The organism is Caulobacter endophyticus (assembly GCF_029543245.1).
Lineage (GTDB): Bacteria > Pseudomonadota > Alphaproteobacteria > Caulobacterales > Caulobacteraceae > Caulobacter > Caulobacter endophyticus_A.
Window position 1 is genome coordinate 416,042 of record NZ_JARQWV010000001.1, and the last position, 26,728, is coordinate 442,769.

Annotated in this window: 27 protein-coding genes; 14 read left to right on the forward strand and 13 right to left on the reverse strand. The window is 69.6% G+C overall.

The features are described 5' to 3' along the window. Positions 1 to 88 precede the first annotated feature (88 nt). Together P7A99_RS01805 and P7A99_RS01810 are read right to left on the reverse strand one after the other, a co-directional pair. On the reverse strand, positions 89 to 1,855 hold the full coding sequence (locus P7A99_RS01805) for a chloride channel protein (protein WP_277792234.1): 1,767 nt from the start codon (positions 1,853 to 1,855) through the stop codon (positions 89 to 91). Between the two features lie 157 nt (positions 1,856 to 2,012). After that, positions 2,013 to 2,492 (reverse strand): cell wall biosynthesis glycosyltransferase, encoded by a 480-nt coding sequence (locus tag P7A99_RS01810; RefSeq protein ID WP_277792235.1) that lies wholly within the window; start codon positions 2,490 to 2,492, stop codon positions 2,013 to 2,015. Positions 2,493 to 2,573: 81 nt separating this feature from the next. Between P7A99_RS01810 and P7A99_RS01815 the strand changes: the two genes are divergently transcribed. The 3 genes from P7A99_RS01815 to P7A99_RS01825 all read left to right on the forward strand — a co-directional run bounded on the left by P7A99_RS01815 (position 2,574) and on the right by P7A99_RS01825 (position 5,214). Next, a complete protein-coding gene (locus tag P7A99_RS01815; protein WP_277792236.1) occupies positions 2,574 to 3,680 on the forward strand; it encodes a PA0069 family radical SAM protein in 1,107 nt (368 codons plus the stop codon). Positions 3,681 to 3,925: 245 nt separating this feature from the next. Beyond that, positions 3,926 to 4,342 carry a GFA family protein gene (locus P7A99_RS01820; RefSeq protein ID WP_277792237.1) on the forward strand — a complete coding sequence of 139 codons (417 nt, stop codon included), beginning with the start codon at positions 3,926 to 3,928 and terminating at the stop codon, positions 4,340 to 4,342. Positions 4,343 to 4,431: 89 nt separating this feature from the next. Beyond that, positions 4,432 to 5,214 carry a VOC family protein gene (locus P7A99_RS01825; RefSeq protein WP_277792238.1) on the forward strand — a complete coding sequence of 261 codons (783 nt, stop codon included), beginning with the start codon at positions 4,432 to 4,434 and terminating at the stop codon, positions 5,212 to 5,214. A gap of 127 nt (positions 5,215 to 5,341) precedes the next feature. Here the strand turns inward: P7A99_RS01825 and P7A99_RS01830 are convergent, their stop codons facing one another. Both P7A99_RS01830 and P7A99_RS01835 read right to left on the reverse strand, forming a co-directional pair. Beyond that, positions 5,342 to 6,418 carry a class I SAM-dependent methyltransferase gene (locus tag P7A99_RS01830; RefSeq protein ID WP_277792239.1) on the reverse strand — a complete coding sequence of 359 codons (1,077 nt, stop codon included), beginning with the start codon at positions 6,416 to 6,418 and terminating at the stop codon, positions 5,342 to 5,344. Between the two features lie 7 nt (positions 6,419 to 6,425). Continuing rightward, entirely contained in the window at positions 6,426 to 7,655 is a 1,230-nt protein-coding gene (locus tag P7A99_RS01835) for a class I SAM-dependent RNA methyltransferase (RefSeq protein WP_277792240.1), read from the reverse strand. 273 nt (positions 7,656 to 7,928) lie between these two features. Here P7A99_RS01835 and P7A99_RS01840 point away from each other — a divergent pair, with 273 nt between their 5' ends. After that, complete coding sequence (locus P7A99_RS01840) at positions 7,929 to 8,531, forward strand: hypothetical protein (RefSeq protein ID WP_431307630.1); 603 nt, start codon at positions 7,929 to 7,931, stop codon at positions 8,529 to 8,531. A gap of 94 nt (positions 8,532 to 8,625) precedes the next feature. On the opposite strand, the gene P7A99_RS01845 is transcribed toward P7A99_RS01840, so the two are convergent. After that, a complete protein-coding gene (locus tag P7A99_RS01845) occupies positions 8,626 to 9,525 on the reverse strand; it encodes a LysR family transcriptional regulator (protein WP_277792241.1) in 900 nt (299 codons plus the stop codon). Between the two features lie 170 nt (positions 9,526 to 9,695). Here P7A99_RS01845 and P7A99_RS01850 point away from each other — a divergent pair, with 170 nt between their 5' ends. Then, positions 9,696 to 10,685 carry a zinc-dependent alcohol dehydrogenase family protein gene (locus P7A99_RS01850; RefSeq protein WP_277792242.1) on the forward strand — a complete coding sequence of 330 codons (990 nt, stop codon included), beginning with the start codon at positions 9,696 to 9,698 and terminating at the stop codon, positions 10,683 to 10,685. 42 nt (positions 10,686 to 10,727) lie between these two features. On the opposite strand, the gene P7A99_RS01855 is transcribed toward P7A99_RS01850, so the two are convergent. Together P7A99_RS01855 and P7A99_RS01860 are read right to left on the reverse strand one after the other, a co-directional pair. After that, the gene (locus P7A99_RS01855) at positions 10,728 to 11,414 is read right to left on the reverse strand and encodes an isochorismatase family protein (protein ID WP_277792243.1); all 687 of its coding nucleotides are present in this window, start codon (positions 11,412 to 11,414) and stop codon (positions 10,728 to 10,730) included. A 12-nt stretch (positions 11,415 to 11,426) separates the two neighbouring features. After that, positions 11,427 to 12,083 carry a hypothetical protein gene (locus P7A99_RS01860; RefSeq protein WP_277792244.1) on the reverse strand — a complete coding sequence of 219 codons (657 nt, stop codon included), beginning with the start codon at positions 12,081 to 12,083 and terminating at the stop codon, positions 11,427 to 11,429. A gap of 182 nt (positions 12,084 to 12,265) precedes the next feature. On the opposite strand from P7A99_RS01860, the gene P7A99_RS01865 reads away from it, so the two are divergent. Next, on the forward strand, positions 12,266 to 12,859 hold the full coding sequence (locus P7A99_RS01865; RefSeq protein WP_277792245.1) for a CAP domain-containing protein: 594 nt from the start codon (positions 12,266 to 12,268) through the stop codon (positions 12,857 to 12,859). A gap of 176 nt (positions 12,860 to 13,035) precedes the next feature. Here P7A99_RS01865 and P7A99_RS01870 read toward each other — a convergent pair whose 3' ends face one another. After that, positions 13,036 to 14,274: a CaiB/BaiF CoA transferase family protein gene (locus tag P7A99_RS01870; protein WP_277792246.1), complete on the reverse strand. Its 1,239-nt coding sequence runs from the start codon at positions 14,272 to 14,274 to the stop codon at positions 13,036 to 13,038. Between the two features lie 90 nt (positions 14,275 to 14,364). Here P7A99_RS01870 and P7A99_RS01875 point away from each other — a divergent pair, with 90 nt between their 5' ends. From P7A99_RS01875 to P7A99_RS01890, 4 genes are all read left to right on the forward strand, one after another. Further along, on the forward strand, positions 14,365 to 15,651 hold the full coding sequence (locus P7A99_RS01875) for an MFS transporter (protein ID WP_277792247.1): 1,287 nt from the start codon (positions 14,365 to 14,367) through the stop codon (positions 15,649 to 15,651). Positions 15,652 to 15,762: 111 nt separating this feature from the next. Beyond that, on the forward strand, positions 15,763 to 17,001 hold the full coding sequence (locus P7A99_RS01880; RefSeq protein ID WP_277792248.1) for a class I SAM-dependent methyltransferase: 1,239 nt from the start codon (positions 15,763 to 15,765) through the stop codon (positions 16,999 to 17,001). Then, positions 16,998 to 17,354, forward strand: coding sequence for a hypothetical protein (locus tag P7A99_RS01885; RefSeq protein ID WP_116569233.1), 357 nt, complete (start codon positions 16,998 to 17,000; stop codon positions 17,352 to 17,354). The genes P7A99_RS01880 and P7A99_RS01885 overlap by 4 nt, the downstream gene beginning before the upstream one ends. 16 nt (positions 17,355 to 17,370) lie before the next feature. Continuing rightward, on the forward strand, positions 17,371 to 18,246 hold the full coding sequence (locus P7A99_RS01890; protein WP_277792249.1) for a hypothetical protein: 876 nt from the start codon (positions 17,371 to 17,373) through the stop codon (positions 18,244 to 18,246). Positions 18,247 to 18,419: 173 nt separating this feature from the next. Here the strand turns inward: P7A99_RS01890 and P7A99_RS01895 are convergent, their stop codons facing one another. Further along, complete coding sequence (locus tag P7A99_RS01895) at positions 18,420 to 20,261, reverse strand: alpha/beta fold hydrolase (RefSeq protein WP_277792250.1); 1,842 nt, start codon at positions 20,259 to 20,261, stop codon at positions 18,420 to 18,422. A gap of 164 nt (positions 20,262 to 20,425) precedes the next feature. Between P7A99_RS01895 and P7A99_RS01900 the strand changes: the two genes are divergently transcribed. Further along, positions 20,426 to 21,142, forward strand: a complete 717-nt coding sequence (locus P7A99_RS01900) for an SDR family oxidoreductase (protein WP_277792251.1) — start codon at positions 20,426 to 20,428, stop codon at positions 21,140 to 21,142. Positions 21,143 to 21,301: 159 nt separating this feature from the next. Here P7A99_RS01900 and P7A99_RS01905 read toward each other — a convergent pair whose 3' ends face one another. The 4 genes from P7A99_RS01905 to P7A99_RS01920 all read right to left on the reverse strand — a co-directional run bounded on the left by P7A99_RS01905 (position 21,302) and on the right by P7A99_RS01920 (position 23,993). Further along, positions 21,302 to 21,688, reverse strand: coding sequence for a response regulator (locus P7A99_RS01905; protein WP_277792252.1), 387 nt, complete (start codon positions 21,686 to 21,688; stop codon positions 21,302 to 21,304). A 106-nt stretch (positions 21,689 to 21,794) separates the two neighbouring features. Next, on the reverse strand, positions 21,795 to 22,421 hold the full coding sequence (locus P7A99_RS01910) for a glutathione S-transferase family protein (protein WP_277792253.1): 627 nt from the start codon (positions 22,419 to 22,421) through the stop codon (positions 21,795 to 21,797). Between the two features lie 10 nt (positions 22,422 to 22,431). Next, positions 22,432 to 23,631 carry an FAD-dependent oxidoreductase gene (locus P7A99_RS01915; protein ID WP_277792254.1) on the reverse strand — a complete coding sequence of 400 codons (1,200 nt, stop codon included), beginning with the start codon at positions 23,629 to 23,631 and terminating at the stop codon, positions 22,432 to 22,434. Between the two features lie 71 nt (positions 23,632 to 23,702). Further along, the gene (locus tag P7A99_RS01920) at positions 23,703 to 23,993 is read right to left on the reverse strand and encodes a DUF1330 domain-containing protein (protein ID WP_101718969.1); all 291 of its coding nucleotides are present in this window, start codon (positions 23,991 to 23,993) and stop codon (positions 23,703 to 23,705) included. Between the two features lie 175 nt (positions 23,994 to 24,168). Between P7A99_RS01920 and P7A99_RS01925 the strand changes: the two genes are divergently transcribed. The 3 genes from P7A99_RS01925 to P7A99_RS01935 are packed head-to-tail and all read left to right on the forward strand — an operon-like array spanning position 24,169 to position 26,726. Beyond that, positions 24,169 to 24,915: a maleate cis-trans isomerase family protein gene (locus P7A99_RS01925; RefSeq protein ID WP_277792255.1), complete on the forward strand. Its 747-nt coding sequence runs from the start codon at positions 24,169 to 24,171 to the stop codon at positions 24,913 to 24,915. 18 nt (positions 24,916 to 24,933) lie between these two features. Then, positions 24,934 to 25,863, forward strand: a complete 930-nt coding sequence (locus P7A99_RS01930) for a hypothetical protein (RefSeq protein WP_277792256.1) — start codon at positions 24,934 to 24,936, stop codon at positions 25,861 to 25,863. Continuing rightward, a complete protein-coding gene (locus P7A99_RS01935; protein ID WP_277792257.1) occupies positions 25,860 to 26,726 on the forward strand; it encodes an isocitrate lyase/PEP mutase family protein in 867 nt (288 codons plus the stop codon). The genes P7A99_RS01930 and P7A99_RS01935 overlap by 4 nt, the downstream gene beginning before the upstream one ends. The last annotated feature ends 2 nt before the right edge of the window (positions 26,727 to 26,728 follow it).

Here is a 26,728-nt window from a genome sequence, read left to right on the forward strand (position 1 = left end):
GAAAGGCCTCTCAGCAGCCTTCTGAGAGACCCCTCACCCGACCTCACTTCGTGAGGCCACCCTCTCCCGCAAGGGGAGAGGGAAACACCTAGCCCGCCTCGCCCGTCAGCTCCCGCCGCGCCTTCTCCAGCTCCTCGGCGTAACGCCGCGTGGCGTAGGCTTCCGACAGCACGCCCAGCACGTTCTTCTTGTCGTCAATCACCGCCAGTTCGTCGGTCTCGCTGCGGTCGAAGGCGCGCATGACGTCCTTGATCGACTGCTCGGGCTTGAGCGCCGTCTCGGCGTTGATGGCCAGGCCCGCGACGGGCTTCTCGCCGTCGCCGCCGTCGGCATAGGCCTTGGCGGTCGGGATCACCCCGGCATAGAGCCCCGCCTCGTCGACCATGATCACCCGCTTGGTCGAGCCCAGCGGGAAGCGACGGCGAAACTCGGCCAGGGTCGTCTCGGCCGGCACAGTCTGGACATCCTTGCGCATCATCCGCCCGGCGCTCAGCGGCCGCATCCACGACACGTCGTGGGCGCTGCGGATGGTCTCGCCGCGCAGGTGCAGCCGCCAGGTCGAGAACGAGTAGCCGAAGGTCTCGCGCACCATGGCGCTGGCGATCATCGAGGCCACCAGGGCCGCGGCCGCCACGGTGAAGTCGCCGGTCGCCTCCAGCACCAGGAACGACATGGTGAAGGGCCCGCCCACGACGGCCACGCCCAGCGCGGCCATGCCGACCAGCGCCGCCACGGTCGGGTCCAGGCTCGGCGCCCACGGGATCATCAGCGAGATCGCCGAGAACACCTGGCCCAGCAGCGCCCCCAGGAACAGCGAGGCGAAGAACAGGCCGCCCCGGAAGCCGAAACTCAGCGAGATCACCGAGGCCAGGGCCTTCATGGCCAGCAGCATCAGCAGCAGCTTGAGCGGCGCCTCGGCCATCAGGTTCAGGTGCAGCGCCCCGTGCCCCGCCGACAGGGTCTGAGGCGTGATCACCGCCAGCGCCGCCAGCCCCATGCCGCCGATCGCCGGCCGCAGCCAGCGTGGGATCGGCGAACGCGTCACCAGCCGCTCGGCGTTGGCCACCAGCCGCATCAGGCCGATGCCCACGATCGCGCAGGCCAGGCCCACCAGGGCGTAGAGGCCGTAGTCGGTCCAGGACTGCACGGCCTGGGTGTCGGTCTTCAGCAGGTAGGGGATCGCGCCCATCTTGCTGGCCACCAGCACCGCGGCCAGGGCGGCGGCCACCACGGGCGCCAGGTTGGCGACGGTATAGGCCCCGATGACGATCTCGAAGGCGTAGAAGGCGCCGGTCAGCGGCGCGCCGAAGGCCGCGGCGATGGCCGCCCCGGCCCCGGCGCCCACCAGGGTGCGCATGTCGGCCCGGCGCAGGTTCAGCCGCTGGCCCGCGAACGAGGCGGCCGCCGCCCCGGCCTGGGCGTAGGCGGCCTCGAGCCCGACCGAGGCCCCCACCCCGTTCGACAGCATGGTCTGGCCGCAGATGAAGGCGCTGTCCTTCATCGACAGCCGCCCGCCGTGCAGGGCGTTGGCTTCCACGGGGTCGACGGCGGGGCGCGGGCGATACTTCATCCAGGCCCAGGTGATCCCGCCCAGCAACAGCCCACCGATCGGAATGGCCAGCAGCCGCCAGGGCGCGACGTGAGACTGGGCGCTGAGCCGCTCGTTGATGTCGATCTCGAACAGCAGCATCTGCAGGCCGTGCGCCACCTGGGCCTGCACGACCGCGAAGGTTCCTGCCGCCACGCCGATCAATGTCGCGACGGCGATCAGCCACAGCTCGCTGGAACGGATCCTGCGCCGCAGCCAGCCGACCCATTTCACGGATGCGGCGGCGGAGGCGTGGGCGAGCGACATGGATCCTCGATAACGCGCAGGAGGCGAGACTTACAACCCTCCCCCTGAAGGGGGAGGTGTCGCCGAAGGCGACGGAGGGGGAAGTCGCCCGCCGTCGCCGCAGAAACTTCCCCCTTCGACCGCTTCGCGGCCAACTCCCCCTTCGGGGAGAGGGTCTTCAGATCTGAACCCGCCTCGCCTTCAGCCGCCCCGCCAGCGCCTTCTCCGGCGCATGCCCCGCAAACCCACCCGTCGCCGCATAGTCCAGCCGTCGTACGAGCAGCCCCAGCGGCGCCGCCGTCAGCCGCGCCAGCAAGCCGCCCGCCGGAACCAGCAGAGCCGCCGCCCCCGCTCCGCCGGCCAGGTGCGCCTCCACAGGTCCGCGCCAGGCCTCAGGCAGGCCGCGCGACGGATCCAGCGCCAGGATCCAGTCGCCCCTCGCCACGGCCGCGCCGGCCGCCAGCAGCCCGCCCCTGTCGCCCGAGGCGGCCACGAACCGCGCCCCGCTGTCCTCGATCAGAGCATCGAGCCCAGGCTCCGCCACGCCGGCGATCACCACCTCCTTGACCAGTCCGTCGACGGCCGCCGGCACCAGCTGGGCCAGGATCTGGGCGAGCGCATGCACGGGCGCGACGGCGGGAAGGATCAAGGAGATCATGGTCTCGCCTTTGAAGGCTCCTCGGCGGCGCCGTCAAGCATCGTTCTTGTTATGTTCCAGATGTGGGCGTAGGATGCCTTCATGCAGACGCGCCGCTCCTTCACCGACACCGCCTACAAGCAGGGAACCGCCGCCCTGCGCGGGCGCGGCGCGCGCAGCAACGAGACGGGCCGCTACGAAAGCCTGACCTCGGAGCCCTTCGACGACGGCTGGACCGAAGACGACAACGCCGCCCGCGTGCTCACCACCAGCGTGCTGGCCATGAAGTCCAAGACCGTCATCGCCCGCAACAAGAGCCCGGACGTCGGCTTCGACCGCTCGATCAATCCCTATCGCGGCTGCGAGCACGGCTGCATCTACTGCTACGCCCGCCCGGCCCACGCCTATCTCGGCCTCTCGCCCGGCCTCGACTTCGAGAGCAAGCTGTTCTTCAAGCCCGAGGCCGGCAAGCTGCTCGATCGCGAACTGTCCAAGCCGACCTACAAGGTGGGCAGCGTCCACATCGGCGGCGACACCGATCCCTACCAGCCGCAGGAACGGTCGCTGCGCGTCACCCGCGGCGTGCTGGAGACGCTCAGCCGCTTTCGCCACCCGTTCTCGATCATCACCAAATCGGCCCTGATCACCCGCGACCTCGACATCCTGGGCGAGATGGGCAAGGCGGGCCTGGCCCGCGCCGCCGTGTCGATCACCACGCTGGACCGCAAGCTGGCCCGCAGCATGGAGCCCCGCGCCGCCACGCCCGAGCGCCGCCTCGACGCCGTGCGCCAACTGTCCGAGGCCGGCGTGCCGACCATCGTCATGTTCGCCCCGGCCATCCCGTCGCTGAACGACCACGAGATGGAAGCGGTGCTGGAGCGCGCCAAGGAAGCCGGCGCCGTCGCGGCCGGCTACGTCGCCATCCGCCTGCCGATGGAGATCCACGGCCTGTTCGAGCAGTGGCTGGCCTCCGACCATCCCGACCGCGCCAAGCGGGTGATGTCGCTGGTGCGCCAGATGCGCGGCGGGGCGGCCTATGACAGCGAGTTCGGCAAGCGCATGACCGGCGAAGGCCCCGTGGCCGAGGTGCTCAACCAGCGCTTCCATGCCGCCCTCAAGCGCTTCGAACTCGACAAACCCCTGCCCCGCCTCGACACCTCCCAGTTCCGCGTGCCGCCCAGGACCGGCGACCAATTGAGTTTGTTCTGAACCTCAAGCCACTCCAGCCCGTCATCCCGGCCGAAGCGAAGCGTAGAGCCGGGACCTAGGGGGCCGTCGCACCGACGCCGGCAGCCTCCTGGCGACAAGTCCAGGCGCTGCGCCCAGTCCCCTGGGTCCTGGGTCCGCGGCGCTACGCGCCTCCGCCCGGGATGACGACGCGGGGATGACGACGCGGGGATGGAGAGATCCCTCCCCGCTTGCACCTGTCACAGGAAGGCTCATCAATGCCGCCCATGACGACAGAACGCCGTTACACCGGAGGATGCCTGTGCGGCGCCGTGCGCTGGAGCGCCACGGGCGAGCCGCTGTACCAGGGCTATTGCTGCTGCGCCGACTGCCGCAAGGCCTCGGGCTCGGGCTTCGTGCCGTTCATGGGCTTTGCGGCCGCCGCGGTGACGATCACCGGTGAGACGCTGAAGGTCCGCTCGCCGGCCTTCCGCGGCGGCGAGGCGCTGCGTAACGCCTGCCCGACCTGCGGCGGCCTCGTCTTCGGCGGCGAGGTCGGGGTCGACGACAGCCACACGATCTATGCCGGCTCGCTGGACGATGCGGCGCTGTTTATGCCGACCATGGCCCTGTTCCTGCGCGACAAGCCCGAGTGGGTGGTGCTGCCGGAGGGCCTGGCCATCTTCGAGACCATGCCGGACTAGAAAACCGCACGCCAAATGTCGGGACGGACGCCCGCCGTTCGTCCTCGCGAAGAACACGGCCCGAGCGGAGCCGGAAAAGGGAGAGAGCGATGTCGGAGACCAACGGACGGTTCGGCTGGTACGAACTGATGACCACCGACGTGGACGCCGCGTGCGCCTTCTACGCCAAGGTCGTGGGCTGGACCCCTACGGACTCCGGCATGCCGGGGCCGACCAAGTACATGATCCTCAATGTCGGCGAGGCCGGGGTCGGCGGCGTCTTCACGCCCGAGGGCGGATGCCCTGAAGGCGCCCGCCCGGGTTGGATCGGCTACATCTTCGTCGACGACGTCGACGCCTATGTCGGCAAGGTGGTCGAGGCCGGCGGCTCGGTGTTCATGCCCGCCGACGACATCCCCGGCGTCGGCCGCTTCTCGGTCGTCGCCGATCCGTACGGCGCGGTCTTCACCCTGTTCAAGCCGTTCCCCCGCGACGAGATCCCGCCGCAACCGGCCGACGGAGCGCCCGGCACGTTCGGCTGGCGCGAGCTGATGGCCGGCGACCTGGACGGCGCGTTCGCCTTCTATTCAGGCCTGTTCGGCTGGGTGAAGACGCAGGCGATCGACATGGGTCCGATGGGAACCTACCAGCTCTTCGCCTACCAGGACGGCGGACCCGACATCGGCGGCATGATGACCCGCCTGCCCGACATGCCGGTGTCGTTCTGGAATTACTACGCCCAGGTCGACAGCGCCTCGGCCGCCCGCGACCGCGCCGTGGCCACCGGCGCCACCACCATGATGGACGTCCACCAGGTGCCCGGCGGCAGCTGGATCTACATGGGCCAGGATCCGCAGGGGGCCGGGTTCGCGGTCGTCAGTCAGCAACAATGATCCTTCTCCCCTTGCGGGAGAAGGTGTCGGCGAAGCCGACGGATGAGGGGTCGCGCGGACGGTTCTGAGAGACCCCTCACCCGACCTCGCTCCGCGAGGCCACCCTCTCCCGCAGGGGGGAGAGGGATCATTTGGCGAGCAGCAGCGCCTTGGTCAGGAACGCCTTGTCGCGCCCGATCACCCGCAGACCCGCAGCCTGAAACAGCGCCTCCAGGTCCGTGTCGGCATAGCTGCCGTAGAACGGCTCATGGAAATAGGCCGGGAACGCCTCCAGCATCCGCGCCAGATGCGGCTCGTCGCTCGGCTGCACGGAGTCGGCGAAGGCCAGCACGCCGCCGGGCTTCAGCACCCGGGCGAGCTCCGCGGCGACGATCGGGCGCACGCGCGGCGGCAGTTCGTGGAACAGGTAGACGCAGGTCGCTGCGTCCAGGCTGTCGTCGGCCAGCGGCAGGCGCTCGGCATTGGCCTGCACCATACCGCGTCCCGACCGGGTGCGGGCCTCGGCCAGATAGGCCGGCGACAGGTCGACGCCTGCCAGGGCCGCCCGCGGAAAGGCCTCGGCCAGGTCCCGCAGGAAGGCCCCAGACCCGCAGGCCACGTCCACCAGCCGCAACTCACGCTGGTCGCGTCCCCGCCAATGCCGGGCCAGCAGGCTGAGCGCCCGCCGGCGCATCGCCCCGGCCGCGCCCGAGAACAGCGCCTCGACCTGGGCGTCATAGCGGCGGGCGCTGTCGGCGGTGAACCAGCCGCCCGACTGGTAGTGGAAATTCTGCCGGTAATAGGCCGGATAGCCCTGGCTCTTGGGGTCGTCGCGCACCTCGACCCCGTCGCCCCGGCGGCGGCGGTCGTCGACCTCGCGGGCGTCGGCCAGGAAGTCCCAGGCCTTGAGAATCGAGGCGGCCGGATGGCTCGGCGCGTCCTCCATAGGCGGATAGAGGCCGGCGGCGACGTCGGCGGCGTCCTTTTCGAAGGCCGACAGATAGGCCCGGCGCAGGCGCCCCTGCGACACCGGCGGGGCGTCGGAGGCAAAGCGTGGCGCAGCCTTGCCCTCGGTCGGGCGGGTGATGAACTTGGCGAGGCCTCCGGCCGCCGTCCACCAGGCCGCCTTGGCGGCGGCCTTGCCCCGCTGGGCGGCGGCGTCGAGGGCGAACGCCCCGCGCCGATCCGCCCCTAGCTTTTCTTCCCGGCCCTTGGCTTGGCCCATCCTCGCCTCATCGCGAAAAGACCCCGACCAGCTCAATATGCGGCGACCAGAGGAACTGGTCCACCGGCAGCACCTTCTCCAGCTTGAAGCCGGCGTCGATCAGGATGCCGGCGTCACGGGCGAAGGTCGTCGGGTTGCACGACACCCCGACCACCCGCGAGACCTTGGACTTGGCGATCTCGACGGTCTGTTCCAGAGCGCCGGCCCGCGGCGGGTCGAAGACCACCGCGTCCATCTTATCGAGCTCGGTCGACAGCATCGGCCGGCGGGTCAGGTCGCGCGCCTCAGCGACGATCGCCTTCAGGCCCGGGGCCGAGCCGAGGGCCGCCTTCAGGGCCGCGATGGCCGGCTCGGCGGAGTCGGCGGCGTATACCGAGGCCTCCTGCGCCAGGCGGAAGGTGAACGTGCCCACGCCGCTGAAGAGGTCGGCCACGCGCGCCGCCCCCGCCACGTGCGCCAGGGCGAAGTCGGCCATGGCCTGCTCGGCCGCCGGCACCGCCTGCAGAAACGAGCCGGCCGGCAGCGGCACGATGGCGGGACCCAGCTTCACCAGCGGCTGGCGGGCCATATAGAGGGTCTCACCGGCCAGGGTGACGCGGGCGAAGTCGAACTCGCCGGCGGTCATGGCCGCCTGCACGCGGGCGTCGGCCGACAGCCCGCCGCTCTTGCGCTCGACGCCGGTGACGTCGATGTCCAGGCCGGTGCCGGTCAGGGTGACGTGCAGGGTCGGAGCCGACTTCGGATGCTCCAGGAACGGCTGGGCCAGACGCGCCAGGCCCGGCAGGGCCGCCACGATCTTCGGGTTGGCGACCGGGCATTCCTCGATCTTCACCAGGTTCCACGAGCGGCGCTCCTTGAAGCCCAGCCGCACCCCGCCCTTGCCGCCGCGCGCGTGCAGCGCCACCCGGCGGCGCGAGGCCGGCGGCGAGGCGAAGGTCGGCAGGATCTCGACCTCAATGCGCTCGCGCTTCAGCTGAAGCCGCACCTGCTCGCGCTTCCAGTCGAGATAGGGCGCGATGTCCCAGTGCTGCAGGGCGCAGCCGCCGCAGTGGCCGAAATGCTTGCAGGCCGGATCGACGCGTTCGGAGCTGGCCTCGAGGATCTCGGCCAGTTCGCCGCGCTGGCCCTCCATGCGGGCGGTGATCCGCTCGCCCGGCAGGGTCAGGGGCACGAAGGCCGGGCCGGCGGCGACGCCGTCGCCCTGGCCGCCGACGGCGTCGATTTTCAGTTCACGCATTCAAAAGTCGCCTTCGGGAACCTTGACCGGTTCCGATCCGTTCAAGCCTCGCCGCAGGCGTGGCCCTATTTTCGCCTCGTCCGCGCCAAGTTCGACGCCGAAGAAGCCAGTTCGAGCGCGTCCATACCTCATTCGGCGCCCATATGCGTGAACGAACTGGTGCGTGAACGAAGATGAACGGTCCGGTCAACGACCGTTCAGGAACGGCTTGGCATGGTGCAGGCAACGGACGGTCCCCCGATCGTCACGCCCGCTTTCAGGGAGAGTTTTTCGATGATGATCCGGACCGCCATCAGCGCCCTCGTCGCCGGCGCGGCCCTCGTCGGCGCTGCGGCTCCGACCGTCGCCTCGGCCCAGGCCTATGGCTCGGGTGCCTATCAGGGCGGGGCCTACGATCGTAACGGCTATTATTACGACCCCTGCCGCCGCAGCACGACCAACCGCACCACCGGCGGCGGCCTGGCCGGCGCCGGCATCGGCGCGGCCATCGGCGGCAGCGTCGCGGGTCGCGGCGCCAAGACCGAAGGCGCGGTGCTGGGCGGCCTGCTCGGCGCGGTCGTCGGCGGTAATATCGGCCGCAGCTCGGCCGCCTGCGCCCCGGGCGCGGTTCCCCCGCCGCCTCCTCCGCCCCGCGCCTACAACGACTATGATCGCGGCTACGACAACGGCGGCTATGACGACGCCTACTACGATCGCCGCGGCGGCGGTGGCTACACCTACGAGTCGGAACGTTCCTACCGCGTGACCGAAGGCCGCGCCGACGCCAACGGCTGCACCCTGGCCGAAAGCCCGATCTACCTGCCCGACGGCCGCACCCAGAAGCGCTTCGTCCGCGTCTGCCCCGACGCCTCGGGCCGCTACCAGGTCGTCGACTAAGTTTTTCTAGGCGGATTTCCTCTCTGGAACTCCACATACTGAAGGCCGCCGGCTCCTTAAGCCGGCGGCCTTTTTCTTTGGGCCGAGCCCTAAGCTACGTCCCGATGGAGCGCACCAATGTCTCGACCCAATCGATGAAGGCGCGCACCTGCGGCGGCACGTGGCGTCGGTGGGGATAGAGAACCGAGACAGGCTTCAGCGGCGGCGCCAGGTTCGGCAACACCTCGACCAGGCGCCCGGCCGCCATGAAACTGCTGACCCCCACCCAGGGCGGCTGGATGATCCCCAGGCCCAGCAGTCCGCATTCGACATAGGCGTCGCCACTGTTCACCGTCACGGTCGAGCGCATGGTGAAACTTCGACGCCCGTCATCGGTCTCGAATTCGAAAGGGATCGCCCTGCGGGTTCGGCCGGAGTGGAAGTTCACCGCCCGATGCGCGGCCAGGTCGTCCAGCGATGCGGGCGCGCCATGGCGTTCGAGATAGCCAGGCGCCGCGCAGGTCACCATCCGCAACCTGCCGATCGACCGGCCAACCAGGCTGCTGGCCGGGAACTCACCCAGCCTGACCACGCAATCGACGCCCTCTGAGACCAAATCCATGTCGAGGTCGCCCACACCAAGCACCAGTTCCACCTCGGGATGGCGCGCCGTGAACTCGCCCAGGCGCGGGATGATCAGCGGCCTGGCCAGCGCCGTGGGAATATCGACCCGCAGCCGCCCCCGCAGAGCGCCATCCGGCGGTGCGAACATCGCCTTGGCTTCGGCCACGTCGGCCAGCAGCGTCACGGCGCGATCGATGAAGGCCTCGCCCTCGCCGGTCAGCCTGGTCCGCCGCGTCGTCCGCTGCAGCAGGCGTACGCCCAGTTCGGCCTCCAGGCCGGCGACGGCGTTCGTCACGCCGGGGCGCGACATGCCCAGAGCCGTCGCCGCCCGGGCGAAGCTGCCTGCCTCGGCCACCGCGACGAAGATCCTGAGTTTCTGGGCGAAATCCAATGCGCTCTCCCCCTCGCGCCGCCGTCGAGCGCGCGAACAATCGATCCATTGTTATCGATTTTTATAACAGTGAGATAGGGCGAGGCGCGCTTCCGGGCCGCCTGTCGCCGCCTTAGCTGCTGCATCGTCCACCCGGGCTTCTTCCGGGTTCATCGAAACAGGAGCCCAACATGGCCCGCATCGTTCGCATCCACGACTACGGCGACGCCGACGTCCTGCGGATCGAAGACCTGCCTCAGCCGCCGCCGGCCGCCGATGAAGTGCAGTTCGCCGTCCGCAGCATCGGCCTGAACCGCGCCGAGGTGATGTTCCGCAATCACGCCTACCTGCAGGAAGCCCAATTCCCCAGCCGCCTGGGCTACGAGGCCTCGGGCGTCGTCACCCAGGTCGGCGCCGACGTCACCGGCTTCGCGCCCGGCGAGGCGGTCAGCCTGATCCCGCCGCACGACATCGCCCGCTGGGGAACCTATGGCGAGGTCGCCAACGCGCCGGCCCGCTATCTCGTGCGTCATCCGCAGACGATCTCGTTCGAAGAGGCCGCCGCCAGTTGGATGCAGTACGTCACCGCCTGGGGCGCGCTGATCGAGCAGGCAGGCCTGACCGCGGGCGACCACTTGATCGTCACCGCCGCCTCCAGCAGCGTCGGCCTCGCGGCCTTCCAGATCGCCCGCATGGTCGGCGCCACGGTGATCGCCACCACCCGCACCAGCGCTAAGCGCGACGCCCTGCTGGCGGCCGGCGCCCACCATGTCGTCGTCACCGAAGAAGAGGATCTCGTCGCCCGCGTCGCTGAGATCACCGGCGGCCGCGGCGCGCGCGTAGTCTTCGATCCGGTCGGCGGGCCGTCGTTTGAGCCGCTGACCGCCAGCATGGCGCCCGGCGGCGTGCTGCTGCTGTACGGCGCCCTCAGCCCCGCCCCGACGCCCTTCCCGCTGTTTACGGTGCTGGGCAAGTCGCTGACCCTGCGAGGCTATCTCTACAACGAGATCGTCTCCAGCGATGACAAGCTGGCCCGCGCCAAGGCCTTCATTCTCGAAGGGCTGGCAAGCGGCGCGCTCGAGCCGGTGATCGCTCGCACCTTCCCCCTGGACCAGATCCAGGAAGCCCATCGCTACCTCGAATCCAACGAGCAGATCGGCAAGGTCGTCGTGAACGTCTGAGCACGGGGTCGGAGGGGCGAGCCCGTCTCTCCGACCACACGCTCACCCCCGCAGCCAAGCCGCCGCTTCTTCCACGTCCACCACGTCGGCGTACTTCAGCTGCAAGTCCGTCAGGTTGGCGTAGTGGTAGCTCTCGTGCTTGTCGGCCACGCACTGCTCGGGAACGATCGTGCGGTAGCCGCGTGAGAGGCTCTCGACCGCGCTGGCGCGCACGCAGCCGCTGGTCGAGCCGCCGGTGAGGATCACGGTGTCGACCTTGTGCCAGACCAGATAGCTCTGCAGCGGGCTCTCGAAGAAGGCGCTGGGCATGCGCTTGTCGAAGACCAGGTCCACGGCGTCGTCGATCTCGACGCGCGGGTCGAAGGCGTGGCGTTCGCTGTTCTGTTTGATGTTCTGCAGGCTGTCGGGCGTGTCGGTGCGCGTGCCCCAGACGCCGGCGTCGCCGCCGTCGGGCTTGTACATCACCCGCGTCCAGATCACCGGCATGCCCCGCGCCCGGGCCAGGGCCGAGATGCGGTTCACGTGGGCGATCTGGTCGGGATCGGTGACGTAGGCGCTCTTGGGGAACAGGTCGGGGCGCGTATAGGACTGCTGGAAGTCGATATTGACCACCGCCGCCTTGCTCCCGAAGCCGAAGCGGGCGCGGGCCGGATTGGCCTTCACCGCCTCGTAGAGCTCTCGCGCGGTCTTGTCCTCGCGCACCATGGTCGGTTCGAAACGCAGGGTCATGGCGGGGCTCCTTCAGGCGGGGGTCCAGAGGCCGAGCAGCGCGGCGAGGATCAGCAGGATCCAGAGGCTGACGACCACGGGGCGGGTCTTCTCCAGCACCGCGGCGATGGTCGCATCGCCCTCGGGCGTGGGGCCGGTGGTCATCATGGCCACGACCGGCGGGCCCAGCGGCGCCAGGAGCTTGCGGATGAACAGGCCGCAGCCGATGGCGATGGCCAGGATCAGCATCTTCAGGGCCAGGAACAGCGGCGCGGTCGCAAGACCCACGAGGCTGGCGCCGCCGAAGCCCGCCAGCGCGACCAGCACGCCCCAGCGGATGGCGATGTCGATGCGGCGCACGCCGGCCTTGGGCGGGCTGTGATGGATGTGGATGGCCCAGGCCATGACCAGCCAGAAAAGGCACAGCGCCCACACGGCCGCCACGCCCTCGGGCGCGACGTCCCACCACATCTTCAGCTTGGCCAGGGTCAGGCCCGTCGGCAGGGCCAGGATCAGGCAGGTGCGCGGAGCCATGTCGATGTCGGCCAGCACCTTCAGCGCCAGCCCCCGCTCCTTGACCGTGCGGGCCGGATCGGCGGCGTAGCGCGAGGTGTAGAAGGCCCCCAGGTCCCCGCCCAGCCAATAGACGAAGACCAGCACGTGCAGCAGCGTGATCAGGGCGAGAAGCATCGCGGAATCCGGCGGTTGTCAGGCCGTCTTGATGCCGCCTGGAAAGGCGCCTTGGCGGATCCTCGCCGGTTTTCTCGCCTCGCGGATAGCAAGGCCCGGGGTGCGACGCTGCGGACACAGGCGAATCCGAACAAGCGTGCTACAGCACGCTTCGAGGGGCTTTTTCCGTATCGTAGGTTCGTATGCGTTCTTACCGTCGCCCAGTCCTGGCGCTCGCCGGACTGCTGCTGCTCGCCTTTCCCCAGATCGCCGCCGCCCAGAGCCAGGCCCAGGCGGTGCTCGACGAGATCAACTACGTCCGCGCCAACCCCCGGGCCTATGCCGACGAGCTGCGCCGCTCCGAGCCCCACTACGGCGAGGATCCCGACGCCCTGCATGAGGCGATCGCCGAGCTGCAGCGTCAGCGCCCCCTGCCCCCGCTGACCGCCGACGGCCGCATCGACGACGCCGCCCGCGACCACGCCAGCGCCCAGGGCGCGCGCGGCACGGTCGGCCACGGCGCGACCGGGAGCCTCGGCCAGCGCCTGCGCAAGTACGGCGTCTATGCCGGCATGTCGGCCGAGAACATCTCCTACGGCTTTGAGGACCCCCGCGACGTGGTCCGCCAGCTGGTGGTCGACAGCCGCGTGCCGGGCCGCGGCCACCGCCGCAACATCCTGTCGGCCGGCTACAGCAGCGCCGGCGTCGCCTGCGGCGGCCACCGCTCCTATGGCGCCATGTGCGTCATCGACTTCGCCGGGGCCATGCCCGAGGGCGTGGCGCGGGCGGCGCGGTAGGGGGGCTCTTCCCAACCCACACTAGCCATTTTCACCGAGTATCCCCGCGCAGGCGGGGATCCAAGCCGACTCCCCGGAGGATCCACGGCGGCGCCACTTCCTGAAGGCCAGCTTGGATCCCCGCCTTCGCGGGGAAGGTCGGGTTGGAGTTGGCTCGGTGAATTAGAGGCTTGCGGCTAGATAACCCCCGCCGCCTTCAACGCCGCGATCTCCGCCTCGCTCTTCCCCAGCCCCCTCAGCACCGCCGCCGTGTCCGCCCCCAGCGCCGGCGGCGGGCGCTGCACGACGACCGGCGTGCGCGAGGCCCGGATCGGCGAGGCCACCGTGCGGATGGGCGCGGCCAGGTCGTCCCGCGCCTGCTCGACCACCAGGCCGCGATGCGCCGCCTGCGGCTCCTCGAACACCCGGTCGATCGTGTTGATCGGCCCGCACGGCACGCCCGCGGCCTCGAGCAGCGCGATCCAACCCCGCGTCGTACGCGTCACCAGGATCGGAGCCATGGCCTGGGCGAGCTGCGCCCGCGCCGCCACCCGCTGGGCGTTGGTCGCAAAGCGCGGGTCCTCGGCGAGCACCGACGCGTCAGCCGCCTTGGCGAAGGCCCGGAACTGGCCGTCATTGCCCACCGCCAGCACCATCGCCCCATCGGCCGTGGCGAACACCTGGTAGGGCGCCAGGTTCGGATGGGCGTTGCCCAGGCGCTCGGGCGCCTTGCCGGTGGCGAAATAGTTGCTGGCCTGGTTGGCCAGCACGGCCGCCTGCACGTCGAACAGGGCGATGTCCATGTGCTGCCCCTCCCCCGTCGCGCGGGCGTGCAGCAGGCCGCAGAGGATGGCGTTGGCCGCATAGAGGCCGGTGAACAGGTCGACCACCGCCACGCCCACCTTCATCGGCTCGGCGCCGTCGGCGCCGTCCGGCTGGCCGGTGATCGACATCATCCCGCCCATGGCCTGGATCATGTAGTCGTAGCCGGCCCGCGGCGCATAGGGCCCGGTCTGCCCGAACCCCGTGATCGAGCAATAGACGAGGCGCGGATTGATCGCCGCCAGGCTCTCGTAGTCGAGGCCGTACTTGGAAAGGCCGCCGACCTTGAAGTTCTCGACCACCACGTCGGCCTGCGCCGCCATCTGGCGGATCAGGACCGCGCCGCGCGGATCGGCCATGTCGACGGTCACCGAGCGCTTGTTGCGGTTGGCGCAGGTGAAATAGGCCGCATCGCCGCGCCCGCCGTCCGTCGTCTCGAAAAACGGAGGCCCCCAGGCCCGGGTGTCGTCGCCGACGCCGGGTCGCTCGACCTTGACCACCTCGGCGCCCATGTCGGCCAGGGCCTGGGTCGCCCAGGGACCGGCCAGCACGCGGGAAAGATCGAGCACCTTGACCCCCGAAAGGGCGGCGCCGGGCCTGACGTCTGATCGCAAGGCGACTGCTCCGGATATTCCTGTTGCGGACGACTGCCATCGCCCCAGGCTGCCTCGCCTACCGATGTGATCGCGGCGGGGCAAACGGCGATGGCGAAACTATCCGAAAACCAGCAGGGCGAGTTCCGCCGCGGCTGGCCGCTGCTGCTCAGCGTCGTGCTGGGCGTGGGTCTGGGTCTCTCGCCCCTGCCCTTCTACAGCATCGGCATGCTGGCCCCGCAGCTGGCCAAGGAGTTCGGCTGGAGCTTCGCCTCGATCATGCTGGGCCTGCCGGTCGCCACCTTGGCCGTCATGATCGTCGGACCGGTCATCGGCTGGCTGGGCGACAGGATCGGCGTGCGCCCCGTGGCGATCACGTCGCTGGTGCTGTTCGCCTTCGCCTTCATGGGCTTTGCGCTGACCAACGGGGCCCTGCCGCTGTTCTACCTGAACTGGGCGATCATGGGCGCGGTCGGAGCCGGCACCCTGCCCACCACCTGGACCCGGGCGATCAACAACGGCTTCGAGAAGCACAAGGGGCTGGCCCTGGGTATCGCCCTGATGGGCACCGGCGTCTTTGGCTTTCTGATCAAGCCGTTCCTGATGTGGATGATCGAGGCCCACGGCTGGCGCGCGGCCTACCTCGTCACCGGCGCCCTGCCCCTGGTCATCGCCCTGCCCGTGGCGCTGGCGGCCTTCAAGGACCCCGGCGCCCGCCGCGTCCACACGCAGGACGCGCCGCTCCCGGGCCTCACCCTGCCGCAGGCGCTGCGCGATGCGAAGTTCTGGCTGATCGCCGGTGGTTTCCTGCTGTTCTCGTTCGCCATCGCCGGCCCGCTGCCCAATCTCGAGAACCTGCTGAAGCTCAAGGGCTTCACGAAGGCGCAGATCGTCAGCCTGGCCCCCGTCGTGGGGCTTTCGGTGATCGTCGGACGGGTGGCGGGCGGCTGGCTCGTCGACCGTTTCTGGGCGCCGGGCGTGGCGCTCGTTTTGCTGTGCCTGCCCGCCATCGGCTGCCTGATCCTGCACGGCCAGGACCCAGGCTTTACCGGCGCTCTGCTGGCCATCGCCCTGGTCGGCATGGCGGCGGGCATGGAGTTCGACCTGCTGGCCTTCCTGATCGCCCGCTATTTCGGCGCGCGGTCCTATTCCACCCTCTACGGCTGCCTCTACCTGTCCTACGCCGCCGGCTCGGGCCTGGGACCGGTGGCCTTCGGCGCCGATTTCGACGCCACCGGCGGCTACCAGCTGTCGCTGCTGGTCGCCACGGGCCTGCTGGTGGTCGGCGGTCTCGTGCTGCTGCCGCTGGGCCGCTATCGTTTCGCGTCCGAGCACGCCGTCGAGGAGCAGCGCATCGAGGCGGCGGCGGGAGAGCGCGCGGCCGTGCCCGGCGCCTGACTCCTTGGATTCCTGACAGGGGATTCCTGACAGGCGGATTTTCGCGTCGTCGCCCGTCCGCCGTCCGCCGGACGGGCGCAAGCTCGCGCCAATTGCAGTAGGAGTGCGCCCATGACCGGTCGCGTCAACGAGGGGCCGATCCAGGCCTATGACGGCCCGCCCGACTATCGCAAGGTCGGCCGCCACGGGGTGTTCCCCGACATGTCGCACGACGAGGTAGAGCGGCTGAACGTCCTGGCCCAGCTAAACCGCCACCTCTCCACCCGCCTCATCCCGGGCGTGAAGCAGGCCTGGGAGACCCGCGCCCTTCCGGCCTTCGAAAAGGCCAACGATCGCGCGCCCAAGGATCGCCACGAGGTCCGCAAGGCGCTGCTGAAAGATCCCGCCTTCCAGACCTGGTCGGCCCTGCGCCGCCTGACCATGGAGCAGCGCCAGCAGGCCGGCCGCTGGACCACCCTGCGCCAGGCCGAGGAACTGGCCGCCAAGGCCGCCGCGCTGAACGCCAAGCATGACCGGCTGGAGCTCGACCCGTCCCTGCCGATCCCGCGCTACGTCTCGGCCGTCGATCACCACTGCATGCCCGGCAGCTATCACGTCGAACGCTTCGAGGGCGACGTTTCGGGCGGCGCCAACTACGACCACGGCGGTTTCGCCACCACCGGCGGCCTGCTGGGCCGCTTCTCGGACGGCGGCGGACAGGCCGTGGTGCGCTGGGTGCAGCGCAAGCTGCCGGACTTCAAGCCGCGCCGCATCCTGGACATCGGCGCCACCGTGGGCCACAGCGCCCTGCCGATCGCCCAGGCTTTCGCCTACGCCGAGGTCGTCGCCATCGACGTCGGCGGGCCGATGCTGCGCTACGCCGCCGCCCGCGCCGCCTCGCTGGGGGTGGAAAACATCCGCTTCGTCCAGGCCGACGGCGCCGACCTGTCGCGCTTCGAAAACGAGAGCTTCGACTGGGTGCAGACCACCATGTTCCTGCACGAACTGTCGCTGGCCTCAATGAAGGCCATCTTCGCCGAAAGCCGCCGCGTGCTCGCGCCCGGCGGCGTCGTGCTCCACGTCGAGCAGCCGCAGTACGCCCCGACCATGCCCCTCTTCGAGCAGGCCATGCGCGACTGGGACGCCTTCTACAACAACGAGCCCTTCTGGAGCACGCTGCACGAGATCGATCTGGACGCCCGCATGGTCGAGGCCGGTTTTGCGGCCGACGAACTGATCCATGACGGCGTCACCGCCGTGGTCGACCGCGAGGTCTTCCCCGACGCCGCCGACGACGACAGCGAAGACTACGGCCGCAAGGCCGCCTGGCGCGTGCTCGGAGCCCGGAAAACTCCCAAGGAAGCCCGATGAGCATCGCAGACGCCCTGGCCGACGCCGGCGCCAAGCCCGCCGGCAAGCGCCCCTATTTCTTCGCCGACCGCGAGGTCGAGCGCGTGCTGGCCATCACCATGGCGGTGGTCCAGGAACTGGCCGTCACCCGCGCCCGGCTCGACACCCTGGAGCGGGTGATCGAGGCCCGCGGCGGCCTCGACCGCGCCGAGATCGAACGCTTTGAGCCGTCGGCAGAAGCCGCCGCCGAGCGCGGCCTGTGGCTGCAGGAATATCTCTCGCGCGTGCTGCGCATCGTCCAGCAGGAGGCCGAAGCCGCCACCGCCACGGGCGACGTCGCTTCGGAAGACGTGGCCGTCGAGCTGCGCGACTAATTTCAAGGACATACCGATGAACCTTCTCAGGGCCGCCACCCTGGTGACGCCGAACGTCGCCGCGACCGCGCAGCGCTACGCCCATTGGCTGGACTACACGGTGGTCGAGCAAGGCGAGGTCCCCGCCGACCTCGCCGCCAGCTGGGGCGCGCCAGCCAGCGCCGGCCGTCCCTACGCCGTGCTGCAGCCGGCCAGCGGCGCCGACGTCTTCCTGCGCTTCGTCGAGGGCGACCCGGTCCCGGAGTATCGCCCCCTTCGCACCTACGGCTGGGCGGCGATCGAGATCTGCTGCCAGGACGTCATGGCCGTGAACGCCCGCATGCAGGACGCGCCTTTCGAGATCATCGGCCCGCCCAAGCGCATCGAAGGCCTGCCGACGATCCATCCGATGCAGGTGAAGGGTCCCGACGGCGAGATCGTCTACCTCACCGAGATCGTCTCGCCCGGCAACGGCCTGCCCCACCCCGGCAGCCTGATCGACAAGCTGTTCATCCTGGTCCTGGCCAGCGACGACATGAACGCCAGCGGGCGCTGGTTCGCTCAGACCCTGGGCCTGGACGTCGGCGCGCCGATGACCATCGTCTACAGCATGATCAACGACGCCTTCGAGCTGCCGAAAGACAGTCGCCACGCCCTGGCGACGGCGACCTATCAGAAGGACGTCTTCCTGGAGTTCGACCAGTACCCGGTCGAGGCCACCGTGCGCCCCGGCCACGCCGGCGCCCTGCCGCCGGGCGTCGCCATCTGCACCCTCAAGCACCCGGACTTCGACAGCGTCCAGGGCGACTGGATCGTGGCGCCCACCGTGCGCAACGGACCCGTCTACGGCGGCAAACGCGCCGGCGTCCTGCGCGCACCGGGCGGCGCCTTGGTCGAGGTCGTGGAAGCGTAAAATCCCTCTCCCCCTGCGGGAGAGGGTGGCCCCACGAAGTGGGGTCGGGTGAGGGGTCGCACGAACAGAAACGCCGCGAAAGCCGATCAGCTTTCGCGGCGTTTTGCGTCTGAGAAACCCCTCATCCGTCGGCTTTCGCCGACACCTTCTCCCGCAAGGGGAGAAGGATCAGATCAAAGCGTCACCACCACCTTGCCGAAGGCGCCCTTGTCGGCGCGGCCATAGGCGCCTTCGATGGCGTCGAGGCCGAACACGCTGTCGACCACCGGGACGATCCCCTTGGCCGCCACGAAGTCCGACAGCGCCTGGTGGTCGGCGCGCGAGCCGACCGAGATCGCCGTGGCGCGCTGCGCCGCCATCACCATGGCCGCCGCGTCCAGCGTACCGCCGAAGCCGTCCAGCGCGCCGATAACGGCCACGTGGCCGCCGACGCCCAGGCTGGCCTGCGACTTGGCCAGGGTGCCCGCGCCGCCCAGCTCGAGGGCGTGCTGCACGCCGCCGGCCGAGGCCTCCTTCACCACGGCCTCCCAGTCGGGGGTCGTGTGATAGTTGATGGTCAGGTCCGCGCCCAGTTCCTTGGCGCGGGCCAGCTTGGCGTCGTCGCCGCCGACCAGGGCGACCTTAGCGCCGAAGGCCTTGGCGATCTGCAGGCCCCACAGCGACACGCCGCCGGTGCCCAGGGTCACCACCCAGTCGCCGGCCTGAAGGCCGCCGTGCGTGACCAGCGACGACCAGGCCGTGACGCCCGAGCAGGTCAGGGTCGCGCCCTGCACGTAGTCGAGGCTGTCGGGCAGCTTCACCACGCCGCCGGCCGACAGCACCACGTGCTGCGCCAGCACGCCCGGGCCGCCCGCCCCCAGCGATGAGATCACCGCCGGGAAGCTGATGCGGCCGCCGGCCCAGTTCTGGAAGAAGGTCGAGGCCACGCGGTCGCCCACGGCCAGGCCCTCGACGCCTTCACCCAAGCCCACGATCTCGCCGGCGGCGTCCGACAGCGGGGTGAAGCCGTCGACCTCGCCCACCGGATACCAGCCCTGGCGGATCATCACGTCGCGGCGGTTCAGCGCCACGGCGCGCACGCGCACCAGCACTTCGCCCGGGCCCGGCGTCGGGACCGGCACGATGGACTCGGCCAGCTCGAAGCCTTGGCCGGCGCGGACGAGAGAGAAACGGCGATCGGTCATGGGCGGGGTCCACTGAAGGGGGCTGTTCGGAGGCGTGGTTTCGACGCCGGCCGCGAAGGCCAGCAGGGTCTCGGCGAAGATTTCGGGTTCCAGCTCGGGCGCGGCGACGCCGGTCTTGCCCTGGGTGGTCACCACGACGCCCGGGCGCGCCTTGCGGATGCGGCCGACGAAGCCGGCCAGCGGATCGTCCGCCGCCTGCAGCACGGTCACCGGGCAGGTCACGCCCGCGAAGACACTCGCGAAGTCCTGGTCGAAGATCGCCCCGAAGGCCTGGTTGCGGCCGTCCGGCGCGCCAATCGCGCCCAGGAACTCGGTCTGCACCAGCTGGGCGTCGAAGCGGGGCAGCAGCCCCTTCATCACGCCCCAGGACTGGATCAGATAGGCGCCGTGCGCATCGATCGGGGCCGATTGGCCCACCTGGGCGCGAAACATCTCACGCTCGTCGGCGGTGGCGAACAGCACGCCGTTCAGCAGCAGCGAGCGCACGCGGCCCGGCGCGGCGACGGCGATCTCGGCGCCGATGTGGGTGCCGGTATGGTGGCCGGCCAGGTGGAAGCGATCGACGCCCAGGGCGTCCAGCGCCGCCAGCAGCCAGGCGCCGTAGTCCACCGTCGACGGCAGGCCTTCCGGCCTGAACGACTGGCCAAAGCCGGGCGTGTCCAGCGCGATGGCCGCGCGTCGGCCGGCCAGACGCGCCAGCACGCCATCGAAACAGGCCGAGCTGACGGGCGTGCGGTGCAGCAGCACGATCGGATCGCCGGGACCGTCCACCCGGCGCAGGTGCACCTGGCCGGCGGGCGTGTCGGCGTAAGCCTTGCGGATAAGCGTCACGGGGGCTCCAGCGGAATCTCGGAGCCTCGGTCCTAGCGCCGCCCCCTCGCCGTCTCCCCTGCGGCGGGGCCGTTATCCGCACAGCGGCGAAGATCGCGACCGCCCCGCCCTCGCCTTTCCGACCGGTTCAAGTCGGCGCCGACAACCAAGGAAGAGAGCACGCCATGACCACGGTCCTGATCACCGGCGCCAATCGCGGCATCGGCCTGGAGCACGTCCGCCAGTACGTCGCCGCCGGCGCTGACGTCATCGCCACCTGCCGCGATCCGGCCACGGCCACCGAACTGCAAGCCATTGCAGACGCCCATCCCGGCAAGGTCCGCATCGAGGCCCTGTCGGTGAACGACGCGGGCTCCGTCGCCGCTTTCGCCCAGCGCCTCGCAGGCGTGGCGATCGACGTGCTGATCAACAACGCCGGCACCTACGGCCCCATCCCCCTGCCCGAGGGCATGGCGCACCAGACCCTGGCCGGCATGGACTACGACATCTGGGCCGACATCCTGGCGACCAACGTCGTCTCGCCGTTCCGCATCACCGCGGCGCTGATCGAGAACGTGAAGGCCGGCGACGGCAAGACCATCGTCATGATGTCCAGCGGACTGGCCTCGATCGGAACCAACATCTACGGCGGCTCGCACGCCTATCGCTCGTCCAAGGCGGCGCTGAACATGCTGGCCAAGGGCCTGGCGGTGGAACTGAAGGGCGACGGCGTCACCGTCATCGCCATGGCCCCCGGCTGGACCCGCACCGCCCTGGGCGGTCCCGACGCGCCCTACTCCGTCGAGGAAAGCGTCGAAGGCCAGCAGAAGGTCATCGCCGGGCTGAGCCTGGACGACACCGGCAAGTTCCTGGACCTGGCCGGCGCCGAAGTGGCTTGGTGAGGGTTGGACGTCAATAACCCGAAAGTTCCCCGCGAAGGCGGGGATCCAAGCTGACGTCCAGGACATGGCGCGGCCGAGCATCACCCGCGGCCTCGGCTTGGATCCCCGCCTTCGCGGGGATACTCGGATTTCTTGTGGTGGCCGCCAAAGCCACCGCCCCTACCCCAAGCTCAACGCCGCATAGACCTTCTCCACCACCTGCTGCGGCGAGAACGGCTTGAGCAGATAGGTGGTCGCCCCCGCCCCCATCGCCGAGGCGATGCGGTCGAGACGCCCCTCGCCGGTCAGCATGACCACCGGGGTCTCGCGGTGTTCGTCGCCGCCGCGCAGCAGTTTCAGAAGCTCCATGCCGTCCATGTCGGGCATGCGGATGTCGATCAGCCAGATCGCCGGCTTGTCCAGGCCCGCCGCGTCCAGCGCGGTGCGGGCGGACTCGAAGGCCTGGACGATATAGCCGGACTTGGCCAGGGCGCCTTCCAGGAAGGCCAGCAGCACCGGATCGTCGTCGACGACGAACACCCGCCCCTTGATCCAGCTGCGCTCCATGCGGCCTCGCCTCGCGTTAACCGTGCGGGCGACAGTCTCACAAGGCTTTCGCGCGGGGTACGGCGCCAAGGTTGTAAGGCCCTGGCGCTCGTCTCAATCCCTTGGCCTAGCCGTTGGCCATGCCGCGCTGCACGCCCGGGCGCTGGGCGATGAAGGCCTCGTAGCGCGCCAGGTTCGGATAGCGCTCCAGCCCGCCTTCCAGACGCTTGGCGGAGCTGGCCACCATCGGGAAGAACAGGGCGTCCAGGATCGTGAACCGCTCGCCCAGCATGTAGACGCGGCTGGCCAGCCGGGCCTCGAACGCCGCCAGCTGCTCGTGGCAGTCGGCCAGCGACCGCTCGATCGCCCACGGCGTCTTCTCCGGGGCCATGACCGTGGCCACGAACTGGTTGGTGAAGGCGCCCGCCAGCTGCGACGACACCGCCGACGCCCACATCAGGAACTCGGCCCGCTCGCCCGGTCCCCTGGGCAGCATGTCGCTGGCGGCCTTCTCGGCCAGGTACCAGGCGATGGCCAGGGTTTCCGACAGCGTGATCGAGACGCCGCCGGGGCCGTCGGGATCGACGATGGCCGGCGCCTTGCCGAACGGGCTCAGCGCGGCCTTGTAGCCGGGCTTCTTGTGCTCGCCGGCATAGAGGTCGACCGGGGCCAGCGCATAGGCCAGCCCGGTCTCCTCCAGCACGATCCTCACCTTGTGGCCGTTGGCGGTGGGAACGGTGTGGAACTGGATCATCGCCCCGCCCTCACGCCGTCGCCGCTTCGAGCTCGAGGCTCTTGTACATCGACTGCAGCAGCAGATATTCGCGCCGCTGTTCCGGATCGGCCAGGATCTTGCGCATCTTGGCCTCGCGTTCGGCATAGGCTTCGACGGTGCCGGCCTCCATCGCCGCCTTGTTGGCGATGGTCTGGGTCTGGATGAACTTGTGCATCACCGCCCGCCGCTGACGATCGTACAGCGGCAGCAGCGTCTCGGCGTCACCGTTCTCCAGCAGGATCTCGGCCAGCTTCTGCGTCAGGTTCCAGACGTCGTGGACGCCCGAGTTCATGCCGAACCCGCCCAGCGGGTTGTTGAGGTGGGCCGCGTCGCCCGCCAGCAGCACCCGGCCCACATGGTAGGTCTTGGCCACCCGCTGGTGCACCTTGTAGAGCGTGCGGTGCGCCGTCTTGATCGACGCCCCATCGCCCAGCAGGCCGCCGAAAACGGCCTCCTTCTTGGCGTCCGACAGCAGCGCCTCGTCGCTCTCGTCGCCGTTGGCCGGCACCAGGATCCGCCACAGCGACGGCACCCGCAGCAGCACGCACCATTCCTTGGGATCGGCGACGTAGTTGACGTGCGCCAGCCCCGGGAAGTGGTTCTCCAGCGGCCAGTCGGTCGACAGGGTCAGGAACTTCTCAGGATAGGTGAAGCCCTCGAACTCCACGTCCAGCCACTTGCGGACGATCGAGTTGGCCCCGTCCGCGCCGATCAGGTAGTCGCAGCGCACCTGCTCGATGCCGAACGGCGCCTCGATCGAGGCGGTGACGCCCTGGTCGTCCTGGGTGAAGTGGGCCAGGCGATGCGAGAACCGCACCTCGCCCTTGGGATGCTCCGCCAGCTTGGCGGTCAGCAGGCGCGACAGCTTGAACTGCTCGCATTGCAGGCGATACGGGTGCTCTGAGATGTCGCCCAGCTCGCCCATGTCGAAGGCCATCACCTCGCCCGTCGTGCGGTTGCGATAGTGATAGACCGGCGCGCGCAGGCCCTGGGCCTCCAGGTCCTCCAGCACGCCGAGCTCTTTCATCATGTCGAGCGTCGGCGGATGCATGGTCGAGGCGCGCAGGTCCTCGGGGCATCGCGGCGCGGCCTCCAGCAGCAGCACCTCGACGCCCAACTGGGCCAGCCGATAGGCCGCGACCGAGCCCACGGGCCCAGCGCCGGCGACGACGACTTGGAATCGTTCCACGGAACCTCGCTAGTTTTGGATCGGCGTTGCGGGCGCGGTTTCCCCCTCGCGCCCCGGCTCACGCGCTTTGATCAGTCGACGACGATCATGCGGACCACGACATTCCCCGCGTCCTTCCGCAGGAGCTTGGCGGCCTGGTATTCGTCCGAATACAGATAGGCCTTGGCGGCGGCGGCGTCGGGATAGCGGGTGACGATCACGCGCTCGCCTTCGGGGACCTCGCCCTCCAGCACTTCGGTCACCGGACCGCGGACATAGGTCTCGCCGCCGAAGCGCTCGGCCAGGCCCGAAATGGCCTTCACGTATTCCATGAAGCGCGGCGGGTCGGTGATGACGGTCGTGGCGATGATGAAGGCGGGCATGGTCTCGTCCCCCGGAGGAATTTCCGTTGTGGTTCAACGACGACCCTAGCGACGCCCGCCCTTCCCGCTCTGGCGGCGCCTTTTCCTATCCGCCGGGCGGATATCGGCTCCTGGGGTGCGGCGCAGCCGCCTCGGCTTTGCCATTCCTCGACCATCGAAACGTCGAGGAAGCGTCATGCCGGATTCATTGGGACACCGCCTGAAGTATGCGGTCATCGCGCCGTCGACCAACACCAGCGTGCAGCCGGAATACGACGACATGCGCCCGCGCGGCGTGACCAACCACTTCCAGCGGATCGCCATTCCGGACACCAAGGTCACCGACGACGAGTCGTTCATGGTGATGCTGCAGAACATCCGCGACGCGACCATGGACAGCGTCGATGTCGCCATGACCATGGACCCGGCCTGCGTGGTCATGGGCATGTCGGCCGAAACCTTCTGGGACGGCGCCGACGGCGCCGAGCGCCTGACCCAGCGCATGCTCGAGCGCACCAACGGCGTGCCGGTCGTGATGGGCTCCACCGCCGTCGACGCGGCGCTGAAGGCCTACGGCGGCATCAAGAAGATCGGGGTCATCACCCCCTACATGCCGGTCGGCGACAACCAGGTGCGCAAGTTCTTCGAGGACCTGGGCTACGAGGTCACCCAGGTGAAGGGCCTGAAATCGCCCTCGCCGATGCTGATCGCCCACGAGACGCCGCAGACGCTGAAGCGCGCGGCCGAAGAGGTCTCCGAAGGCGCCGACGCCGTCGTCCAGTGCGGCACGAACCTGGCCTTCGCCAAGGTCGCCGCCATGGCCGAGTTCTGGCTGGAAAAGCCGGTCGTGGCCATCAACACCGCCACTTACTGGCATGCTCTCCGGAGCATGGGAATTACCGACAAGGTCGACGGCTTCGGCTCGCTCCTGCTCGAGCACTAGGGATCACGGGGTATCAGTATGGAATACGATTACGTTCCGCTTCCGCACCGCAAGCCGCTGATCTGGCCGAACGGCGCGCGCGTGGCCCTGGTCATGACCTTCAATCTCGAGACCTGGGACCTCACCAAGCCGACCAAGGAGAAGTACTACGCCGGCGGTCCGGCCGTGCTGCCCGACGTGCTGGCGGGCGATACGCCCGACTTCCCCAACTACACCTGGCGCGAATACGGCCAGCGCGTGGGCATCTGGCGCCTGTTCGACCTGTTCGACGAGCTGGGCGTCAAGGCCAGCTGCACCACCAACGCGGTGACCTTCGAGCGCCGCAAGGCCATGACCGACGCCTGCCTGGAACGCGGCTGGGAGCTTCTGGCCCACAACTGGGAACAGGGCGAGCTGCTGACCGACTTCGCTCATGAGCCGGCCAAGGAGCGCGACATCGTCCTGCGCTCGCTGGAGCAGTACGAAAAGTTCGTCGGCAAGCGCGCCAAGGGCTGGCTGTCCTCGTCCCTGCGCGGCACGCTTCAGACCGCCGACATCCTGGCCGAGCACGGCTGCACCTTCTATTGCGACCTGCTCAACGACGATCAGCCCTACCTGCTGAAGACGCCCAACGGCCCGATCGTCTCGACGCCCTACTCCAACGAGATCAACGACTTCACCCTGCTCACCCGTCGTGGCCACACCACCGACGAGTACCGCGACGTGATGATCGAGGAGCTGAACGTCCTCTACAAGGAAGGCGCGACCTCCGGCCGGATCATGAACGTGGGCATCCACCCTCACGTCTCGGGCCGGGCCTACCGGATCCGCGCCCTGCGCGAGTTCATCCAGCACGCCAAGAGCCTGCCGGGCGTGTGGTTCGCCACCCGCGAAGAGATCGCCGACTGGTATCTGGCCAACCACGAGAGCCACATCCCGACCGGCGCCGCCACCAAGGCCGCCGAGTGACCGGGGCTCGCCTGCGCCAGCGGCTGGCGGCCGGCCCCGACGGCCGCCGCCGGCTGCTGGCCGCGCCGGGCTGCTACGACGGCTTCTCGGCCCTGCTGGTCGAGCAGGCCGGCTTCGAGGCCGCGTTCCTGTCGGGCGCGGCACTGTCGCTTGCCCGCCTGGGCCGTCCCGACGTAGGCCTAGTCGGCGTCGGCGAGCTGGCCGACGCGGTGCGGGCCATCGCCGACCGCGTCGAGATCCCGCTGATCGTCGACATCGACACCGGCTTTGGCAACGCGCTGAACACCCAGCGCACCGTCAAGGTGCTCGAACGGGCCGGCGCGGCCGCCGTGCAGTTGGAAGACCAGACCTTTCCCAAGCGCTGCGGCCACATCCGCGGCAAGGGGGTGATCCCGGTCGCCGAGATGGTCGGCAAGGTCCGCGCCGCGGTCGATGCGCGCGCCGAGACCCTGATCATCGGCCGCACCGATGCGCTGGGCGTCGAAGGCCCGCAAGCCGCCATGGACCGCGCCGAGGCCTATCTGGAGGCCGGCGCCGACATCGTCTTCGTCGAGGGTCCCCGCACCCTGGACGAGACCAAGGCCGTCGCCGAGCGCTTCGCCGCCCGCGTTCCCCTGATCCACAACTTGGTCGAGGGCGGAATCACAGCCGTTCGCACGGGCGCGGAACTGCAGGAACTGGGCTTCGCCATCGCCCTGCACCCGATGCTGCTGCTGCATGGCCTAGCCCGGTACGCGCCCGAATGGCTGGCCACGCTTCGCAGCCAGGGCACGACCGACGGCCTCGACATTCTCGACCTTCCTCGCCTGAACGCGGTCGCCGGGCTCGACGCCCTGCTGGCCGACGCGGCGACCTACGCCTGAAG

Excerpts from the sequence above, each read along its gene's own strand:
- P7A99_RS01805 (WP_277792234.1), bottom strand. The coding sequence starts at position 1,855 with ATGTCGCTCGCCCACGCCTCCGCCGCCGCATCCGTGAAATGGGTCGGC.
- P7A99_RS01850 (WP_277792242.1), top strand. The coding sequence starts at position 9,696 with ATGGCCCGCATCGTTCGCATCCACGACTACGGCGACGCCGACGTCCTG.
- P7A99_RS01830 (WP_277792239.1), bottom strand. The coding sequence starts at position 6,418 with ATGGGCCAAGCCAAGGGCCGGGAAGAAAAGCTAGGGGCGGATCGGCGC.
- P7A99_RS01820 (WP_277792237.1), top strand. The coding sequence starts at position 3,926 with ATGACGACAGAACGCCGTTACACCGGAGGATGCCTGTGCGGCGCCGTG.
- P7A99_RS01825 (WP_277792238.1), top strand. The coding sequence starts at position 4,432 with ATGTCGGAGACCAACGGACGGTTCGGCTGGTACGAACTGATGACCACC.
- P7A99_RS01810 (WP_277792235.1), bottom strand. The coding sequence starts at position 2,492 with ATGATCTCCTTGATCCTTCCCGCCGTCGCGCCCGTGCATGCGCTCGCC.
- P7A99_RS01855 (WP_277792243.1), bottom strand. The coding sequence starts at position 11,414 with ATGACCCTGCGTTTCGAACCGACCATGGTGCGCGAGGACAAGACCGCG.
- P7A99_RS01835 (WP_277792240.1), bottom strand. The coding sequence starts at position 7,655 with ATGCGTGAACTGAAAATCGACGCCGTCGGCGGCCAGGGCGACGGCGTC.
- P7A99_RS01865 (WP_277792245.1), top strand. The coding sequence starts at position 12,266 with ATGCGTTCTTACCGTCGCCCAGTCCTGGCGCTCGCCGGACTGCTGCTG.
- P7A99_RS01900 (WP_277792251.1), top strand. The coding sequence starts at position 20,426 with ATGACCACGGTCCTGATCACCGGCGCCAATCGCGGCATCGGCCTGGAG.
- P7A99_RS01890 (WP_277792249.1), top strand. The coding sequence starts at position 17,371 with ATGAACCTTCTCAGGGCCGCCACCCTGGTGACGCCGAACGTCGCCGCG.
- P7A99_RS01905 (WP_277792252.1), bottom strand. The coding sequence starts at position 21,688 with ATGGAGCGCAGCTGGATCAAGGGGCGGGTGTTCGTCGTCGACGACGAT.
- P7A99_RS01875 (WP_277792247.1), top strand. The coding sequence starts at position 14,365 with ATGGCGAAACTATCCGAAAACCAGCAGGGCGAGTTCCGCCGCGGCTGG.
- P7A99_RS01930 (WP_277792256.1), top strand. The coding sequence starts at position 24,934 with ATGGAATACGATTACGTTCCGCTTCCGCACCGCAAGCCGCTGATCTGG.
- P7A99_RS01885 (WP_116569233.1), top strand. The coding sequence starts at position 16,998 with ATGAGCATCGCAGACGCCCTGGCCGACGCCGGCGCCAAGCCCGCCGGC.
- P7A99_RS01920 (WP_101718969.1), bottom strand. The coding sequence starts at position 23,993 with ATGCCCGCCTTCATCATCGCCACGACCGTCATCACCGACCCGCCGCGC.
- P7A99_RS01925 (WP_277792255.1), top strand. The coding sequence starts at position 24,169 with ATGCCGGATTCATTGGGACACCGCCTGAAGTATGCGGTCATCGCGCCG.
- P7A99_RS01880 (WP_277792248.1), top strand. The coding sequence starts at position 15,763 with ATGACCGGTCGCGTCAACGAGGGGCCGATCCAGGCCTATGACGGCCCG.
- P7A99_RS01840 (WP_431307630.1), top strand. The coding sequence starts at position 7,929 with ATGATGATCCGGACCGCCATCAGCGCCCTCGTCGCCGGCGCGGCCCTC.
- P7A99_RS01815 (WP_277792236.1), top strand. The coding sequence starts at position 2,574 with ATGCAGACGCGCCGCTCCTTCACCGACACCGCCTACAAGCAGGGAACC.
- P7A99_RS01860 (WP_277792244.1), bottom strand. The coding sequence starts at position 12,083 with ATGCTTCTCGCCCTGATCACGCTGCTGCACGTGCTGGTCTTCGTCTAT.
- P7A99_RS01910 (WP_277792253.1), bottom strand. The coding sequence starts at position 22,421 with ATGATCCAGTTCCACACCGTTCCCACCGCCAACGGCCACAAGGTGAGG.